Origin of the sequence: Actinoalloteichus caeruleus DSM 43889 (assembly GCF_000429185.2) — a bacterium.
Taxonomy (GTDB): domain Bacteria; phylum Actinomycetota; class Actinomycetes; order Mycobacteriales; family Pseudonocardiaceae; genus Actinoalloteichus_B; species Actinoalloteichus_B caeruleus.
This window is the reverse complement of the sequence record NZ_AUBJ02000001.1, coordinates 3,079,426-3,095,398: the sequence shown is the minus strand read 5'-3', so window position 1 is coordinate 3,095,398 and position 15,973 is coordinate 3,079,426. Positions and strand designations below refer to the sequence as shown.

Sequence of the window (15,973 nt, the reverse complement as noted above, 5' to 3'; positions counted from 1 at the left end):
TATGCTGAGGCAGGCCGGAGTTCGAAGCAATTGTCCTCCGGGCAATGGGGTATGGTGTAATCGGCAGCACGACAGGTTCTGGCCCTGTTAGTCTAGGTTCGAGTCCTGGTACCCCAGCGGAGAGAGTTCCACGCGATACCGTGTGGATCGCTCTCGGTTCTACGGCCCCGTCGTCTAGCGGCCTAGGACGCCGCCCTCTCAAGGCGGTAGCGCGGGTTCAAATCCCGTCGGGGCTACGGTGATGACCGGGGATTCCGTTTTCGGAATCCCCGGTTTTTCGTCGTTCCCCTCCGCTTCGCCGCGCGACGCACGCCGCCGGTACGACGATTTCCCGATCGCTATTCGTCGATCGGCTCGCCAGGAGAGGACGTGACGGCCCGCGGCGGCGTCGTGCGGCCGAACGCCCTCACCCGTTCCCCGCTCTCGCGGGTGTGGTCCGCCACTCGTCGCGCGGTGCGGGGCTCCGGCCGGACCGTGGGCGGACCGGCTCACTGGTCGACCTCCCCCGCCGCACCGGTGGCCCGCCGGACGTACCCCGGCCCGCGCTGCCGAGCTGGTGATCCCCGTGCGAGGACCACTCCCAATCCGGACCGGTGCCCGCGCCCCTTCCCCGGTCGCGGCGAGCCGAGGGGGCCGGTGTGGGGCGGAGGAACCGCTCTGTTAGGCTTCCACCTGGTTCGAGGCCCCGTCGTCTAGCGGCCTAGGACGCCGCCCTCTCAAGGCGGTAGCGCGGGTTCAAATCCCGTCGGGGCTACAGGACGAAGGACCCGGGACTCCGTGACGGAGCCCCGGGTTTTTCGCCGTTCGGGGAGGTCCCGCCGGTCTCCGGCGTCCGCCCTGCGCGCAACCGGGACCTCGTCCGCGCCCTTACCCGGTCGCCTCAAAGCTTCACGTGCAGGGCCTCGGCCGCCCCGAGGAGGTCGGCGGCCCACCGTGCGCCGGGTTTGCGCCCGATCCGTTCCACCGGGCCGGACACCGAGATGGCCGCGGTCACCACGCCGTTGGCGTCCCGGACGGGAGCGGAGACGCTCGCCACCCCCGCCTCGCGTTCGGCGATGCTCTGGGCCCACCCGCGACGTCTCACCTCCAGGAGCGTGCGCTCGCCGAAGACCGCGTCGACGAGGATGGCCCGCTGGGTTCCGGGGTCGGACCACGCCGCCAGGACCTTCGCTCCCGAGCCGGCGGTCATCGGTAGCCGGCTGCCGACCGGAACGGTGTCGCGGAGCCCGCTGGGCGGTTCGGCGGTCGCGATGCAGATCCGCTGCATCCCGTCGCGCCGGTACAACTGCACGCTCTCGCCGGTGATGTCCCGAAGCCTGGGAAGTACCGTGGCGGAGGCCTCGATGAGCGGGTCGCTGGTCGCCCCGGCCAGTTCCGTGAGCGCCGCTCCCGGCCGCCAGCGGCCGTCCGCTCCCCGCCGGAGGAGGCGGTGCACCTCCAGGCCCACCGCCAGGCGGTGCGCGGTGGCCCTGGGCAGGCCCGTCCTGGTGCAGAGTTCCGCGAGCCCGCACGGATCCTGGGCGACCGCCCTCAGGACGGCCACCGCCTTGTCAAGCACGCCGATGCCGCTATGCTGTCCCACGTCCCGATACTAATATCTCGTTATCTGGGATGTCCAGATGTTGGGATCACCACGTCGACATCTCGTGCTGGGAGGAGCAATGGGCCGCACGCTCGCGGAGAAGGTCTGGGACGCCCATGTGGTGCGTCGGGGGAGCGGTGACGAGCCAGACCTCCTCTACATCGACCTCCACCTGGTGCACGAGGTCACCAGCCCCCAGGCCTTCGACGGTCTTCGGCTGGCCGGTCGGCCGGTGCGCCGACCCGACCTGACCATCGCCACGGAGGACCACAACGTCCCCACGACCGGGATCGACCTGCCCATCGCGGACCCGGTGTCCCGCACCCAGGTGGACACCCTGCGCCGGAACTGCGCCGAGTTCGGGGTTCGCCTGCACCCGATGGGCGACGTCGACCAGGGGATCGTGCACGTCGTGGGGCCGCAGCTCGGGTTGACCCAGCCCGGGATGACCGTGGTGTGCGGGGACAGCCACACCTCGACCCACGGTGCGTTCGGGTCCATCGCCTTCGGTATCGGCACCTCCGAGGTGGAACACGTCCTCGCGACGCAGACGCTGCCGCTGAAGCCGTTCAGGACGATGGCGGTCAACGTGGAGGGAACGCTCCGGCCCGGAGTGACGAGCAAGGACATCATCCTCGCCGTCATCGCCAGGATCGGAACGGGCGGCGGGCAGGGCTACATCCTGGAGTACCGGGGAAGCGCCATCGAGGCGCTGTCCATGGAGGCCAGGATGACCGTCTGCAACATGTCGATCGAGGCGGGCGCGCGGGCGGGCATGATCGCCCCGGACGCCACCACCTTCGAGTACCTCAGGGGGCGGCCGCACGCGCCCACCGGAGCGGACTGGGACGCGGCGGTCGAGTACTGGAGCGGGCTGCGGACCGACCCGGACGCCGAGTTCGACGCCGAGGTGACCATCGACGCCGACGCCCTCACCCCTTTCGTCACCTGGGGCACCAATCCCGGGCAGGGCCTCCCGCTGGGCGAGCGGGTGCCAGACCCCGCCGGCATCGCGGACGAGAACGAGCGCTTCGCGGCGGAGAAGGCCCTCAGCTACATGGACCTCACGCCGGGCACCCCGCTCCGGGAGGTCGCGGTGGACACCGTCTTCCTCGGCTCCTGCACCAACGGCCGGATCGAGGACCTCCGCGCCGCCGCGGAGGTGCTGCGGGGCAGGAAGGTCGCGGGTGGGGTGCGCATGCTCGTCGTACCCGGTTCCATGCGGGTGCGGGGCCAGGCCGAGGCGGAGGGACTGCACGAGGTGTTCCTGGAGGCGGGGGCCGAGTGGCGGTCCGCCGGGTGCTCGATGTGCCTGGGGATGAACCCGGACCAGTTGGCCCCCGGCGAGCGCAGCGCCTCGACGTCCAACCGGAACTTCGAGGGCCGCCAGGGCAAGGGCGGTCGCACCCACCTGGTGTCACCCCTGGTCGCCGCCGCGACCGCGGTCCGGGGAACGCTGTCCTCGCCGGAGGACCTGCCGGCAGCCGACCTGGCCGCGGCGAGCTGAGCGCACCCGACCACTTCCCAGGAGAGGTGACCGAACATGGAAGCATTCACCACGCACACCGGGGTCGGCGTGCCGCTGCGCCGTTCCAACGTCGACACCGACCAGATCATCCCCGCCGTCTACCTGAAGCGGGTGACCCGCACCGGATTCGCTGACGGCCTCTTCGCCGCCTGGCGGTCCGACGAGGGGTTCGTCCTCAACGACCCGAGGTTCTCCGCCGGGAGCGTCCTCGTGGCGGGCCCCGACTTCGGCACGGGTTCCTCCCGGGAGCACGCCGTCTGGGCGCTGGGGGACTACGGGTTCCGGGTCGTCATCTCCAGCCGTTTCGCCGACATCTTCCGGGGCAACGCCGGAAAGCAGGGCCTGCTGGCGGCCCAGTGCGCCCAGTCGGACGTGGAACTGCTCTGGAAGCTGCTGGAGCAGGAGCCGGGGACGGAGGTGACCGTGGACCTGCGGGAGCGGACCGTCACCGCCGGGGAACTCGTGCTGCCGTTCACCATCGACGACTACACGAGGTGGCGGCTGCTGGAAGGTCTCGACGACATCGCGCTGACCCTGCGCGAGGTCGGCACGATCGACACTTTCGAGGGGAGTCGGCCCGGCTGGCTGCCGACCACCACCCCCGTCGCCGGTTCCTGAGGGCCTGGCGCCGGTTCTCGTTGTGCCGCAACGGGAACCGGCGTCCACCGGGCGTCCCGATCACGGCCGAGGCGAGGCGGAACTCCCCGCTGCCAGGGCCAACTCCCGCCCCGATGACCGCGGTTTTCCCCTGTCGCAGAATGGCGACCCCCGCGACCTCGGCTTACCGTGGCGCAGGTGCCTGTCCTGACAGGCACAGAATCGGCGCATCGCCGAGGGCGCTGTGTTTGTCTCGGGAGAGGGACTGAAGATGAACAAGGCCGAACTCATCGACGCACTCGCCGAGCGTATCGGCGACCGCAAGACCGCCACCGCGGCGGTCGACGGAGTCCTCGACCTCATCGTCCGCCGCGTGCAGAAGGGCGAGAAGGTCAACATCTCCGGTTTCGGGGTCTTCGAGAAGCGGGCCAGGGCGGCACGCACCGCCCGCAACCCCCGGACCGGGGAGGCGGTGCGCGTGAAGCGCACCAACGTTCCCGCGTTCCGGCCCGGCACCAACTTCCGGGAGGTCGTGGGCGGGCAGCGGAAACTGCCCAGGGTGCCCGCCGCCAGGGCGACCACGACCACCACGACCACCACGGGCCGGGGCCGTGGTGGGACCACCCCCACGAAGACCACGGGAACCGGCAAGACCGGGCCCGGGCGGACGAGCACCGGCCGCTCCACGGCCACGAAGTCCACCACCAGCCGGCAGACGACGGGGCGAACCGGGACGACCAGGACCAGCGGTTCGAGCCGGTCCACCACGTCGACCACGGGGCGCAAGACGAGCACCGGTACCCGGTCCAGCGTGCCCCAGCCCCGCTCGTCCTCCACGAAGAGCGGCAGCGGACGTTCCGGTTCGTCCGGCACCACCCGGAGCACGTCGACGTCGACGAGGAGCACGTCGGGCAGCCGGTCCACCTCCGGGGGCACCAAGTCCCGCACGGGGGGTTCCAGCCGGCGCACCACCTCGCGCAGCGGCGGCTGAGCGTTCGGCGCCCTCGCGGCCGGTCGGCCCGTCACCAGCCCCTCGGGTTGGAGATGTAGTCGGCCGCCACCAGCACCGGCCGCGAGGGCAGGAACGACAACACCCAGGTGCTCGCCTTGCGGCTGCGCGGGGCCGGGAGTTCCACCCCGCCGTTGGCCGCCAGCCGGGACAGCAGGCTGGGAATCGCCCCGCCCTGGCTGCACACCACCACGGTCTCCGGCAGCCCGACCAACGCCAACAGGCGGTCCTCGGCCGCAGCCGGCTCCCGAGCGAACGCCTCCTCGGTCAGCGCGGGTTCCGCGACCACCGCCGCGCCCAGCGCCCTCGCCACCGGCGACACCGTGTCGAGGCACCGCGTCATCGGTGCCGAGTGCACCCGGGTCGGCCCGAACACCGGCAACAGGTCCGCCAGCGCCTCGGCCTGTTTCCGGCCACGTCCGCTGAGCGGCCGGAACTCGTCGGCGCCCGCCCACTCCTCCCGGCTCCCCGCCCTGGCGTGCCGGACCAGCAGCACCGTCCGCAGGTCTGGTGGCGCGGCGGCGAAGCGGTCCAGCACCTGCCGGTCGGCCTCCCTGGTCAGGACGGCCCTCGCCTCGTGGACGGGAAGCCACCGCAGGTCGTCGACCTCGTCCCCCGGCCCGAAGTCCCCGCCGAGGGCGTGGGCGCTGAAGTACTCGACCACCGTGCGCCCCGCGCCGTCCGGCGAGAGGACCCGGTAGCGGACCGAGCCGAGCGACCTGCCCAGGGCGACCGCCATACCCGTCTCCTCGGCGACCTCCCGGACGGCGGTGGCCTGCCGGGTCTCGCGGGGGTTCCGCTTCCCCTTGGGCAACGACCAGTCGTCGTAGCGGGAGCGGTGCACCACGGCGACCTCCGCCCCGTGCCCGGTCGACCGCCAGCGCCACACCACCGCGCCGGCCGCCCGCACCGTTCGCGTATCCCTGCTGCTCGCCACTGCCCCCACCAGCCCGTGTGCGCCAACCCGTCCGGCGCGCTCCTCCGCGCCGACGAGAACCTACCTGGGGAGCGCGCGTCTCACCCGGTGGCCTGGTACCGGCGCAGCAGTTCGTACTGGTGGTCCCGGACCCGCTCGCCCTCGGTGGGTGAGGGGTCCCACTCCCCGTCCGGCCCCAGCACCCAGCAGCGGACGGACGGGTGCAACGCCGAACGCATGACCGAGTCGAGTTGGTCGACGAGGTCCGGGTCGGTGATGCGCACCTGGATCTCGATCCGCCGGTCCAGGTTGCGGTGCATCATGTCCGCGCTGCCGATCCAGCGCTCACCCGCGCCCACGAAGTGGTAGATGCGGGAGTGCTCCAGGAACCGGCCCAGGATGGATCGGACGTGGATCCGGTCGGACAACCCGGGGATCCCCGGCCGGAGCGCGCAGATGCCGCGCACCACGACCTCCACCGGGACGCCCGCCTGGGACGCGCGGTACAGGGCATCGATGACCTGCTCGTCCACCAGGGCGTTCACCTTGATGCGGACTCCGCTGAGCTCACCGGCCCTGGCCCGCTCGATCTCCCCGTCGATCCGTTCGATGATGCCGCGCCGGACACCGTGCGGCGCGACCAGGATGCTGCGGTAGGCGGTCTGGCTGGCGTAGCCGGTGAGGGAGTTGAACAGGTCCGTGAGGTCGGCGCCGAGGTCGGGTTCCGAGGTGAGCAGCCCGATGTCCTCGTAGGTCCTCGCCGTCTTCGGGTTGTAGTTCCCGGTGCCGATGTGGCAGTACCGGCGGATCGTGGTGCCCTCCTGCCGCACCACCAACGCCACCTTGCAGTGGGTCTTCAGGCCGACGAGCCCGTACACCACGTGCACCCCGGCCCGCTCCAACGCCCGGGCCCACCGGATGTTGGCCTGTTCGTCGAAGCGCGCCTTGATCTCGACCAGCGCCACGACCTGCTTGCCCGCCTCGGCCGCGTCGATCAGGGCGTCGACGATCGGGGAGTCGCCCGAGGTGCGGTACAGCGTCTGCTTGATCGCCAGCACCTTCGGGTCGGCCGCGGCCTGTTCGACGAAGCGCTGCACGCTCGTCGAGAACGACTCGTAGGGGTGGTGCACCAGGATGTCCCGGCGGCGCAGCATCGCGAAGACGTCCTTGGGCGTCTCACCCTCGCCGAAGGCGGGGTTGGTCGCGGGGACGAAGGGGCGGTCCTTGAGCTGAGGGAGGTCGACCCGGTGGAGCAACGACAGGCAGGACAGGTCGAGCGGCCCCGGGACCCGGACGACGTCGTTCGGGTCGACGTCCAGTTCGCGCAGCAGCAGCTCCAGGGTGTGCGGGCTCATGGCGTCGGAGACCTCCAGCCGCACCGGCGGTCCGAACCGGCGACGGGCGAGTTCCCGTTCCAGGGCCTGGAGGAGGTCCTCGTCGCGGTCCTCCTCCACCTCCAGGTCGGCGTTGCGGGTCACCCGGAACACGTGGTGCTCCATCACCTCCATGCCGGCGAAGAGCCGGTCGAGGTGAGCGGCGATCAGCTCCTCCAGCGGGAGGAAGGTGATCGCGGTCGTCTCGCCGCTGGGCTGCACCTGGATCAGCCGGGGCACGTTGTTCGGCACCTTGACCCGGGCGAAGCGGGGAGCGCCGCTGGAGGAGTCCCGGACGATGACGGCGAGGTTCAGCGACAGCCCGGAGATGTAGGGGAACGGGTGGGCGGGGTCGACCGCGAGGGGCGTCAGCACCGGGAACACCTGCTCGCCGAAGTAGATCGACATGAGGTGCTGCTCGGCCCTGCTGAGGTCGCTCCACCGGACGATGCGCAACCCGTGGGTCTCCAACGCGGGGCGGATGTCGTCGAGGAAGGCGTTGGCGTGCTGCTCGGCCAGTTCCTGCGTCCGGGCGGAGATCCTGGCGAGCTGTTCGCGGGGTGACAGCCCGTCGGAGCTGCGGACGGAGAGCCCCGTCTCGTCGCGGCGTTTCAGGCCGGCGACCCGCACCATGTAGAACTCGTCGAGGTTCTCGGCGAAGATCGCCAGGAACTTCGCGCGTTCCAGCAGCGGCTGGGAGTCGTCCTCGGCCAGCGCCAGCACTCGCGCGTTGAAGTCGAGCCAGGACAGCTCCCGGTTCAGGTAGCGGTCCTCCGGCAGCCCGGTCGAGGTCGGCTCGGTCGGGGTCGCCGCGGGGGGAGCCGGGGGGAAGGCGCGACCGGAGTGGCCGCCGTGGGAGATCGCGGCGCTCTGGGCGTCACCGGCGGGACGCGGTCGCTCCGCTCCGGCGGCGACGGGGCGTGGCGCGACCACCGCCGCCAGGTCGGCCCCCGGAGCCGGGGAACCCGATGGACCGGTCCGCTCCGACCGCCCCTCGGCGCCCGCGCCGATGTCCGTCCGCTCGTCCGCCCGATCCCGTCGACCCGTCCCACGCTCCGCTTCCACGAGTCCCCATTGTCCTCCTCAACGACCCCCAACGGGCCAGGAGATACGCGCATTGGGGTGAACATCCGGCGACGGCGGCACGGCGGGTGGGAGAACGAGGGCGACCGTGCCGTCGGCGGCGCGCCACACCGTGACGCGTTGGCCGCTCCGCGGCGCGATCCAGCCGCCCGAGGTCACCGCGACCGCCGGCACGTCCACCAGGAGTCCGTCGTCCCGCAGCACCGTCAGCGAACCGTCGTCGAGGATGTCGCACACCGTGGCCTGCTCGGCCCGCCTCGGCGGCGGTGACGGGGACCCGGTGCCGTCGGGGTGGTGGGGCGAGGTCGTCCCACCGGTGGGCGAGGTTCCCGGCGGCGGGGTGGGTGAGGTGGCCACCGCGCCACCGTAGCCAGCCCCGGTGCGCACCGCTCCGGGTGGCGGCGAGGGGCGGCCGTGGCCGCTCGCCCCGCCGTCCGGTGGGCGCCGGGCCGGTCATGCCCCCCGGCGCGCCGGCCGACGCGCGCCCACCTGGTCCGCCCGCTCGAACAGCTCCGCCGTCCTGGGGCCCAGCCCGAGGCTCGCCGCCTCACCCAGGTCGGCGGCGGTGTCCACGTCGCAGCGCAGAGTCGGCCAGCTCCCGCGCAGCTCCACCGCTCCCGCCTCCCGGTGCCGGCGGGCCGAACCGACCCCGAACCGGGGGTCCAGGGCCTCACCCCGCGCGGCCAGCAGGAAGGTCGTGCCCGTGCCTTGTCGGTCGGGGCAGAACCCCCGGCTCTGGCCGGCCGCCGCGATGGCGGCACCGAGTTCGAGCGCCGTCAGGGCCGGCAGGTCGGCCTGCAACGCGCCGATCCGGTCCGCCCCGACGTGGTTGCGCAGCCACTCCGACCCGTGCCTGAGCGCCGCGTTCAGCCCGGCGTCGTGGTGATCGGTCACGACGGAGAACCCGTCCGCCCGCACCGCCGCCGCCGTGGTCGAGTCCGCGGTCAACACGTGCACTCGCCGCACGCCCACCGCCTCCCTGGCCGCTGTCGCCGTGTCCAACGCCAACGCGATGACCAGGGAGGAGTGCAGGCGCGGGTCCCGCGCGCCGCCATCGAGCGCGCCGAGCAGCCGCGACTTGGCCGCATGCAGCATCTTGACCGGGATCAACAGGTCCACACCGCCATCCACCACACCATCCTGACCGACGTCGTGGTGTTCTGGCGAGACCCCCGCCTAACCTGTCGGACAGGCGGTGGGCACACTCGCGGCAGGCCGATGCGCGACCCACCGCCGGCCGAGGACGAGGGAGGGCTGGGTGACCACCAAGGTGACCAGGGAAAAGGGGGGGTTCTGGGTCGGGTTCGCCGCAGCCGTGTTCTACCCGGCGATCCGGTTGTTCTCCCGCAACGAATTCCGTGGTGGTGATCGTCTCCCCCGTGAGGGCGGCGCCCTGGTGGTGTTCAACCACATCTCCGAGATCGACCCGGTGTACGACGCCGTCGCCGTGCACTCCGCCGGCCGGGTTCCGCGGTTCATGGCCAAGCACAGCCTGTGGAAGGTGCCCGTGGTGGGATCGCTCCTGCGCGGTGCCGGCCAGATCCCGGTGTACCGGGGTTCCGGAAACGCCCAGCGGAGCCTGCGCGCGGCGGTCGAGGGACTGGGTGCCGGGAAGGTGGTCGTCATCTACCCGGAGGGGACCGTCGGGCGGGACCCCGAACGATGGCCGATGTACTCCAAGACCGGTGTCGCGCGGCTCGCGCTGGACACCGACGTCCCGGTGATCCCGGCCGTGAACTGGGGCACGCACGAGGTGCACGACTACCAGACCAAGAAGTTCCGCCCCTCCCCGCGCCGTCGTCGGGTGGTCGTCGAGTTCGGGGAACCCGTTGACCTCGATGCCTACCGGGGACGCCCCCGGGACGCGGCGCTGCTCCGCGAGGTGACCGACGCCGTGATGAGCGGGGTGCGCGACCTGTTGGGGTCCGTGCGGAACGAGACACCCCCGGTGGCCTTCCACCGGCCCGGCGGCCGGAGCGGCACCGACTCCGCCGCCTCCGACGGGGACGCCGCCGGGAGCGCCACCGACCCGGTGGACGGCGCGGCCGACGCGGCCACCGACGCCGAACGACGGCCGGGGAAGGACGGGGACTCCCCGGTGGAGCGGGCGTGAACGCCCCCGTCCCGCACCGCGTCGCGGTGCTCGGCGCCGGGTCCTGGGGTACCGCGTTCGCGAAGGTGCTGGCCGACGCCGGTCGGGAGGTCGTGCTGTGCGCGCGCCGCACCGAGGTCGCGGAGGCGGTCACCACCAGCCGTTCCAATCCCGACTACCTCCCCGGGGTCCCCCTGCCGGCGAACCTGACGGCCACCGCGGACCCGGAGGCCGCGCTCCGGGGCGCCGAGGCGGTGGTGCTCGCCGTGCCGAGCCAGACGCTGCGGGCCAACCTCGAGTCGTGGCGCTCCCTGCTGCCGCCGGCGGCTCCGTTGGTCAGCCTGGCCAAGGGCGTCGAACTGGGCAGCCTGAAACGCATGAGTGAGGTCATCAGCGAGGTCGCCGGGGTGGGTGGTGACCGGGTGGCCGTCGTCACGGGGCCGAACCTGGCGAAGGAGATCGCCGACGAGCAGCCCACGGCCAGCGTGGTCGCGGCCGAGGACCCGGCGTTGGCGCTCGCGCTCCAGCGCGCCAGCTCCACCGGCTACTTCCGGCCCTACACCAACAGCGACGTCGTCGGTTGCGAGCTCGGTGGCGCCTGCAAGAACGTGATCGCCCTCGCCTGCGGGATCGCCGGCGGCCTCGGCTTCGGGGAGAACACGGCGGCGACGCTGATCACCCGGGGTCTCGCCGAGATCGCCCGCCTCGGTGCCGCGCTGGGCGCCGACCCGCAGACCTTCGCGGGCCTGGCCGGCATGGGGGATCTCGTCGCGACCTGTTCCTCCCCGCTGTCGCGGAACCGCACCTTCGGGGGCCGGTTGGGCGGCGGCGCCACGCTGACCGAGGCCACCGCCGCCGGCAACGGACAGGTCGCCGAGGGTGTGAAGTCGTGCTCGTCGATCCGGGAACTCGCGATGCGCCACGGCGTCGAGATGCCCATCACCGACGCGGTGCACCGGGTCTGCCACGAGGGGCTCGCTCCTCGGGCGATGGCGTCCGCCCTGCTCGGTAGGGCGAGGAAGGCGGAGTGGTCGTGAGTTCAGGGGCAGCGGAGTGGGGCGACGGGACCCGGTGCGTGCACGCCGGGCACGAACCACCGAGGACGGGCGCGCCGTTGCGCCCCGGGCCGGTCTTCGCGGCCCCGTACCACCTGGCGGGAGCGGAGGACATGCCCGCCGTCCCCGGTGCGGTGGAGTACGGCCGGTCGGGAAACCCCAGCTGGACCGCTCTTGAGGAGTCCATCGGCTCGCTCGACGGTGGGCAGTGCGTGCTGTTCCCGTCGGGGATGGCCGCGATCAGCGCCCTGCTCCGCGCGGTCCCCCGGCCAGGGGACACGGTCGTGCTGCCAGCCGACGGGTACTACGGGACGAGGAACTTCGCCGCGGCCGACCTGGCCAGGACCGGCGTCACGGTCCGGGAGGTACCGGCCAGGGGACCCTGGTCGGACGAGGTCCTGGCCGGCGCGTGCCTGGTGCTGTTGGAGACGCCGGCGAACCCCGGTCTCGACGTGTGCGACATCGCCGCGCTGTCCGCGATGGCGCGGCGGGTCGGTGCCCTGGTCGCCGTCGACAACACGACCGCGACGCCACTGGGCCAGCGGCCGCTCGAACTGGGGGCGGACGTGGTCGTCGCCAGTGACACCAAGGCGTTGACGGGGCACAGCGACCTGCTCCTGGGGCACGTGTCGACCGCCGATCCCGAGTTGGCCGACCGGCTCCGGGCCGGGCGCGGGCGGGACGGTTCCCTGCCCGGCCCCTTCGAGGCGTGGCTCGCCCACCGCAGCCTGAGCACGCTCGACCTCCGGCTGGCCCGGCAGGCGGAGAACGCGGCGGCGCTGTGCGCGGCGCTCGAGGGACATCCGCTCGTCACGAACCTGCGGTGGCCAGGGCTTCCCGGCGACCCGTCCCACGCGGTGGCCAGGGCGCAGATGCGCCGGTTCGGCGGCGTGTTCCGCTTCGAACTGCCGGACGCCTCCTGCGTCTCCCAGCTGGTCCGGCGCAGCTCGCTGCTCGCCGAGGCGACCAGTTTCGGCGGCGTGCACTCGACGGTGGACCGACGAGCCCAGTGGGGCGACGCCGTCGCGCCGGGGTTCGTCCGGTTCTCCGCCGGCTGCGAGGATTCGGACGACCTCGTCCGGGACGTGGTGGCCGCGCTCGACGGGGTGGCGCGGGACTGACCGCCCGGCGGGCCCGGGGTCCGACCCGGCCTGCCAAGGGGCTCCGGGGCGCTGGTGGTGGGGCCGAGGCGCAGGGTGCCCCGGGTGCGCCCGCGACCCGCCGGCAGCGGTGGCGGCCGTCCTGTCCCACCTGGCGGGAGGCCGGTTCGCGCGTGCCGCTGCCGGAAGGGTGATCTTCCTGGCCTCGGGGTGGTTTGGGCTCGGTCCTCGACGGGTATGACCGCGCGAGTGACAGGGCGGACGCGCGAGAGGTGCGGGGACAGGCTGTGCGGTGGTTCCACCAGCGACGACGGGCGTGCCCGCCGGGTGGCCGGCGGTGCGATCCCGGGGGGCCGAGCGGGCGGGTCACCCGCGTCGGCCACCGATACTCCCGGTGATCAGTTTCTCGCCCGTTCGAGGTTTAGTCACCAAAGTGGAGGATTCTTGACCAGGTTGGCGTGTGCCAGGTTGACGCCCAACCCCGGTCTTGGTTTTCTTAGTCACGGCCCAGGAGCCCGCCCGGTCACGGACGGCGTCACCAGGACCCCGCCCCCGTGCGGTCGACGGGGCTTCGGGCCGCATCCGAGGAGGAACATGCACCAGCGCGGTGGTCGTGAGCGGAGAGGTCCCCTTGACCTCGGCCGTGCCGCCAGCGCGCTGTGTCGTCAGGGCTGACGTTCGTCCGCCGGCGCAGGGCCGGACCGTTTCGCCCGCCCCCGGGGCCACCGGGGATGAGACTTCCCTACCGAGCAGAGGACTTCTGTTGTTCGCCGTGCCTGCAAACACCATCGCGCCGCCCGCACAGCGGTCGGCCGCGCACCCCGTCCGCGTCGCACTCGAGACCGTCGCCAACCGCGCGCACTGGGCGCACCGCCTGCGCTACGACCCGGAACGCCGCTGGTCGGACCTGCTGGAACGCACCGACGACCAGGAGATCTGGCTGCTGTCCTGGCTCCCGGGGCAGCGGACCGAGCTGCACGACCACGGGGGCGCGGTCGGCGCGTTCACCGTGGTCAACGGTGTCCTCACCGAACGGGTGGTCCGGGAACAGCCGGGTGACAACCACCTGGAGGTGATCTCCCCGCTGGTCGCCGGCCAGTCCCGGGTGTTCGGTCCGCACTACGTGCACCAGGTCGTCAACGAGGGACCGGACCCCGCGGTGTCGGTGCACGTCTACCGGCGGGCCCGGCAGCCGATGTCGGAGTACCGCCTCGACCCGGTCGCGGGGCTCGTCCCGACCGGTCGGCGGAACTGGTGAGCACCCGCCACCACCGCCCGGCGCCGCCCGCCTGACCACCGGGACCCGGGCGGCCCGGGGTGGGAACGGCCGCCCGGCCCCTCGGCGGCGGGCGGGACCCGCCGTGGGGGGAGGAGCGGACGCCCGAGGGAGGGGTCCGGGCTGGTGGTGGCGTTCCGTTCCCCCGTGCCCGCCGTGACGCGGCCCTCAGCCCAGGGCCTGGCCGGCTCGCCGCCGGACGTGGTCGGGCACATCGCTGTCCCCGGGGAGCAGCGGACAGGGCTCGGGCTCGCCCCACCGCTGGTCCAGGGGCAGCACCCCGGCCCACCGGGTGCCGTCCGCGACGTCCTCCTCGTCGTCGCCGGGAGGAGCGGCCCGGACCTTGACCGCCGCCTCCGCCAGATCCAGCGCGAGGACCGCCGTCGCGGCCAGTTCCCGTTGCGTGGGAGGTCTGGCGTGGTCCCACGAGCCCGGAGCCAGCCGCTCGGTCACCGCGCGCAACCCCGCCAGCTTCGTGACCGGGTCGTCCACCAGCGTGGGCGTGCCGTGGATGACGGCCGACCGGTAGTTCACGGAGTGGTGGAACACCGAACGCGCGTACACCACGCCGTCGAGCAGGGTGACCGCGACGCAGGCCCGCGCGCCCTCCGCCAGGGCGCGCAGGCTCGCCGCGCCCGTGGATCCGTGCAGGTAGAGGGTGTCCCCCACCCGTCCGTAACAGGTCGGGAGCACCACCGGGCTCCCGTCGAGGACGAGTGAGAGCTGGCAGACCAGGCCGGCGTCGAGGATCGAGTACAGGGTCTCGCGGTCGGTGACGGACCGCCGCCGGCCGCGTCGTACGGTGCTGCGGGGGGTGGGGGACAGCGGCTGTGTGGTCATGGCACGAGTGTGCTGACCCCGAATGGCATTCTGGAAGGGCCACAGAACAGCGATTTGGAAAGGCCACTTCGTCGATGACGCGTGGTGAACCCGCGACCGAGATCCCGGTGAGCCTCGACCGAGGGGCGGGAACGCCGCTGGCGGTGCAGCTGGCCGACGCGCTCCGGGCGGCCGCGGTGGACGGCCTGTTGCGGGCCGGGGACCGGTTGCCGGCGACCAGGAGGCTGGCCGCCCACCTCGGGGTGAGCCGGACGGTGACCACGGCCGCCTACGAACAGTTGCACGCCGAGGGCTGGCTGACCGGGCGGCACGGTTCGGGCACCTACGTCACCACCAGCCCCCCGAGCGGCGCGGCCCAGGAGACCACCGTGGACGCCGCCGAGCCGGAAGTGGGGGAGCTGGTCGACCTCACCCCGGGAGCCCCGTGGTCGGAGGGCATCGACCGGGCCGCGTGGCGGCGGGCCTGGCGCGCGGCGGCGGAGGTCCCGCCGATGACCCGGCCCCGGCGGGCCGGGCTGCCCGAGTACCGGGCCGCCGTCGCCGAACACCTGCTGCGGCACCGGGGCCTGGCGGTCCCGAGGGCTCACGAGGTCGACAGCCCGGTGATCGCGACCGCGGGAACGACCGCCGGCCTGGTCGAGACCGTCCGCGCCGTCCTGCGGCCCGGGGACGTCGTCGCCGTCGAGGAGCCCGGGTACCAGCGGGCGGTCAGCGCGCTCCTCGCGGCGGGTCTGCGCGTCGTGCCCGCGCCGGTCGACGGGGACGGCCTGCTCGTCGACCGCGTCCCCGCCGGCGTGCGGGCCGTGTACTGCTCGCCGGCACACCAGTACCCGCTCGGGGGGCGGCTCCCGGCGGCGCGCCGGGTCGCCCTGGTCGAACGGGCGCGGCACGACGGTTTCCTGGTCATCGAGGACGACTACGACGGCGAGCTGCGCTACGACGTCGCGCCGCTGCCCCTGCTGGCCGCGCTCGCCCCGGAACACGTCGTCCACCTCGGCACCACCAGCAAGATCCTCACGCCGACGCTGGGGGTGGGGTGGATGGTGGCCCCCGGATCGGTGCGCCGGGCGGTGCTGGACGCGCGCGACCGGTCGGGCGTGGGCCCCGCCGCGGCGGGCCAACGGGTGCTGGTCGAGCTCGCCAGGCACGGAGACCTGGGCCGGCACCTGCGCCGCACGCGGCGGGAGTTCGCCCGCCGCCGCGGCGCTCTCGTGGAGGCGTTCACCTCGGCCGGCCTTCCCGTGCTCGGGGACGAGGCGGGTGCCCACCTCGTGCTCCCGCTGCCCTCGGCCGCCGAGGAACAACGGGTGATCGGTTCGGCGCGGCGCGCGGGCCTCGCCCTGGACGGGCTCGGCCGGCACCACCAGGGCCCCGCCGGGCACTACGGAATCGCCCTCGGATACGCGGCCTGCTCCCCCCGGGAACTGGCCTCGGCCATCCCCGTTCTGACCCACCTCGTCGCCAGGGCGTGGTGACGCGGAATACCGGATTGCGCCGAGTGGGTGGAGCGACCGGCCGGTAG

Annotated in this window: 14 protein-coding genes and 3 tRNA genes; 11 read left to right on the top strand and 6 right to left on the bottom strand. The window is 73.1% G+C overall.

Annotation, left to right across the window (positions count from 1 at the left end):
- Positions 1 to 45: 45 nt before the first annotated feature.
- The 3 genes from G443_RS11715 to G443_RS11705 all read left to right on the top strand — a co-directional run bounded on the left by G443_RS11715 (position 46) and on the right by G443_RS11705 (position 754).
- Positions 46 to 117: transfer RNA gene (locus G443_RS11715), tRNA-Gln, on the top strand.
- A gap of 46 nt (positions 118 to 163) precedes the next feature.
- Positions 164 to 236, top strand: a tRNA-Glu gene (locus G443_RS11710).
- A 445-nt stretch (positions 237 to 681) separates the two neighbouring features.
- Positions 682 to 754 (top strand) — tRNA-Glu (locus tag G443_RS11705).
- A 126-nt stretch (positions 755 to 880) separates the two neighbouring features.
- On the opposite strand, the gene G443_RS11700 is transcribed toward G443_RS11705, so the two are convergent.
- Positions 881 to 1,582: an IclR family transcriptional regulator gene (locus G443_RS11700; RefSeq protein WP_051313255.1), complete on the bottom strand. Its 702-nt coding sequence runs from the start codon at positions 1,580 to 1,582 to the stop codon at positions 881 to 883.
- A gap of 79 nt (positions 1,583 to 1,661) precedes the next feature.
- On the opposite strand from G443_RS11700, the gene leuC reads away from it, so the two are divergent.
- The 3 genes from leuC (at position 1,662) to G443_RS11685 (ending at position 4,698) form a co-directional block, all read left to right on the top strand.
- On the top strand, positions 1,662 to 3,089 hold the full coding sequence (leuC, locus tag G443_RS11695) for a 3-isopropylmalate dehydratase large subunit (protein ID WP_026417141.1): 1,428 nt from the start codon (positions 1,662 to 1,664) through the stop codon (positions 3,087 to 3,089).
- 36 nt (positions 3,090 to 3,125) lie between these two features.
- Positions 3,126 to 3,728, top strand: coding sequence for a 3-isopropylmalate dehydratase small subunit (leuD, locus tag G443_RS11690; RefSeq protein ID WP_026417140.1), 603 nt, complete (start codon positions 3,126 to 3,128; stop codon positions 3,726 to 3,728).
- 250 nt (positions 3,729 to 3,978) lie between these two features.
- Positions 3,979 to 4,698, top strand: coding sequence for an HU family DNA-binding protein (locus tag G443_RS11685; RefSeq protein ID WP_026417139.1), 720 nt, complete (start codon positions 3,979 to 3,981; stop codon positions 4,696 to 4,698).
- A 31-nt stretch (positions 4,699 to 4,729) separates the two neighbouring features.
- Here G443_RS11685 and G443_RS11680 read toward each other — a convergent pair whose 3' ends face one another.
- The 4 genes from G443_RS11680 to cofC form a co-directional block, all read right to left on the bottom strand.
- Entirely contained in the window at positions 4,730 to 5,653 is a 924-nt protein-coding gene (locus tag G443_RS11680) for an NUDIX hydrolase (protein ID WP_035291258.1), read from the bottom strand.
- Positions 5,654 to 5,733: 80 nt separating this feature from the next.
- A complete protein-coding gene (locus G443_RS11675) occupies positions 5,734 to 8,070 on the bottom strand; it encodes an RNA degradosome polyphosphate kinase (RefSeq protein WP_372492971.1) in 2,337 nt (778 codons plus the stop codon).
- 18 nt (positions 8,071 to 8,088) lie between these two features.
- On the bottom strand, positions 8,089 to 8,445 hold the full coding sequence (locus tag G443_RS11670; RefSeq protein ID WP_155886008.1) for a hypothetical protein: 357 nt from the start codon (positions 8,443 to 8,445) through the stop codon (positions 8,089 to 8,091).
- Between the two features lie 96 nt (positions 8,446 to 8,541).
- On the bottom strand, positions 8,542 to 9,222 hold the full coding sequence (cofC, locus tag G443_RS11665) for a 2-phospho-L-lactate guanylyltransferase (RefSeq protein WP_081715182.1): 681 nt from the start codon (positions 9,220 to 9,222) through the stop codon (positions 8,542 to 8,544).
- A 124-nt stretch (positions 9,223 to 9,346) separates the two neighbouring features.
- Between cofC and G443_RS11660 the strand changes: the two genes are divergently transcribed.
- From G443_RS11660 to G443_RS11645, 4 genes are all read left to right on the top strand, one after another.
- Complete coding sequence (locus tag G443_RS11660; protein WP_026417135.1) at positions 9,347 to 10,201, top strand: lysophospholipid acyltransferase family protein; 855 nt, start codon at positions 9,347 to 9,349, stop codon at positions 10,199 to 10,201.
- Positions 10,198 to 11,217 (top strand): NAD(P)H-dependent glycerol-3-phosphate dehydrogenase, encoded by a 1,020-nt coding sequence (locus G443_RS11655; RefSeq protein WP_026417134.1) that lies wholly within the window; start codon positions 10,198 to 10,200, stop codon positions 11,215 to 11,217. The genes G443_RS11660 and G443_RS11655 overlap by 4 nt, the downstream gene beginning before the upstream one ends.
- Positions 11,208 to 12,356 (top strand): cystathionine gamma-lyase, encoded by a 1,149-nt coding sequence (locus G443_RS11650; protein ID WP_026417133.1) that lies wholly within the window; start codon positions 11,208 to 11,210, stop codon positions 12,354 to 12,356. The genes G443_RS11655 and G443_RS11650 overlap by 10 nt, the downstream gene beginning before the upstream one ends.
- Positions 12,357 to 13,098: 742 nt before the next feature.
- Positions 13,099 to 13,593 (top strand): cysteine dioxygenase, encoded by a 495-nt coding sequence (locus G443_RS11645; RefSeq protein WP_026417132.1) that lies wholly within the window; start codon positions 13,099 to 13,101, stop codon positions 13,591 to 13,593.
- Positions 13,594 to 13,779: 186 nt separating this feature from the next.
- Here the strand turns inward: G443_RS11645 and G443_RS11640 are convergent, their stop codons facing one another.
- Complete coding sequence (locus G443_RS11640; protein ID WP_026417131.1) at positions 13,780 to 14,451, bottom strand: pyridoxamine 5'-phosphate oxidase family protein; 672 nt, start codon at positions 14,449 to 14,451, stop codon at positions 13,780 to 13,782.
- 74 nt (positions 14,452 to 14,525) lie between these two features.
- Here G443_RS11640 and pdxR point away from each other — a divergent pair, with 74 nt between their 5' ends.
- Positions 14,526 to 15,926: a MocR-like pyridoxine biosynthesis transcription factor PdxR gene (gene pdxR, locus G443_RS11635; RefSeq protein WP_026417130.1), complete on the top strand. Its 1,401-nt coding sequence runs from the start codon at positions 14,526 to 14,528 to the stop codon at positions 15,924 to 15,926.
- The last annotated feature ends 47 nt before the right edge of the window (positions 15,927 to 15,973 follow it).

Coding starts and splice junctions, on each gene's coding strand:
- leuC (WP_026417141.1), top strand. CDS start 1,662: ATGGGCCGCACGCTCGCGGAGAAGGTCTGGGACGCCCATGTGGTGCGT.
- pdxR (WP_026417130.1), top strand. CDS start 14,526: ATGACGCGTGGTGAACCCGCGACCGAGATCCCGGTGAGCCTCGACCGA.
- G443_RS11640 (WP_026417131.1), bottom strand. CDS start 14,451: ATGACCACACAGCCGCTGTCCCCCACCCCCCGCAGCACCGTACGACGC.
- G443_RS11685 (WP_026417139.1), top strand. CDS start 3,979: ATGAACAAGGCCGAACTCATCGACGCACTCGCCGAGCGTATCGGCGAC.
- leuD (WP_026417140.1), top strand. CDS start 3,126: ATGGAAGCATTCACCACGCACACCGGGGTCGGCGTGCCGCTGCGCCGT.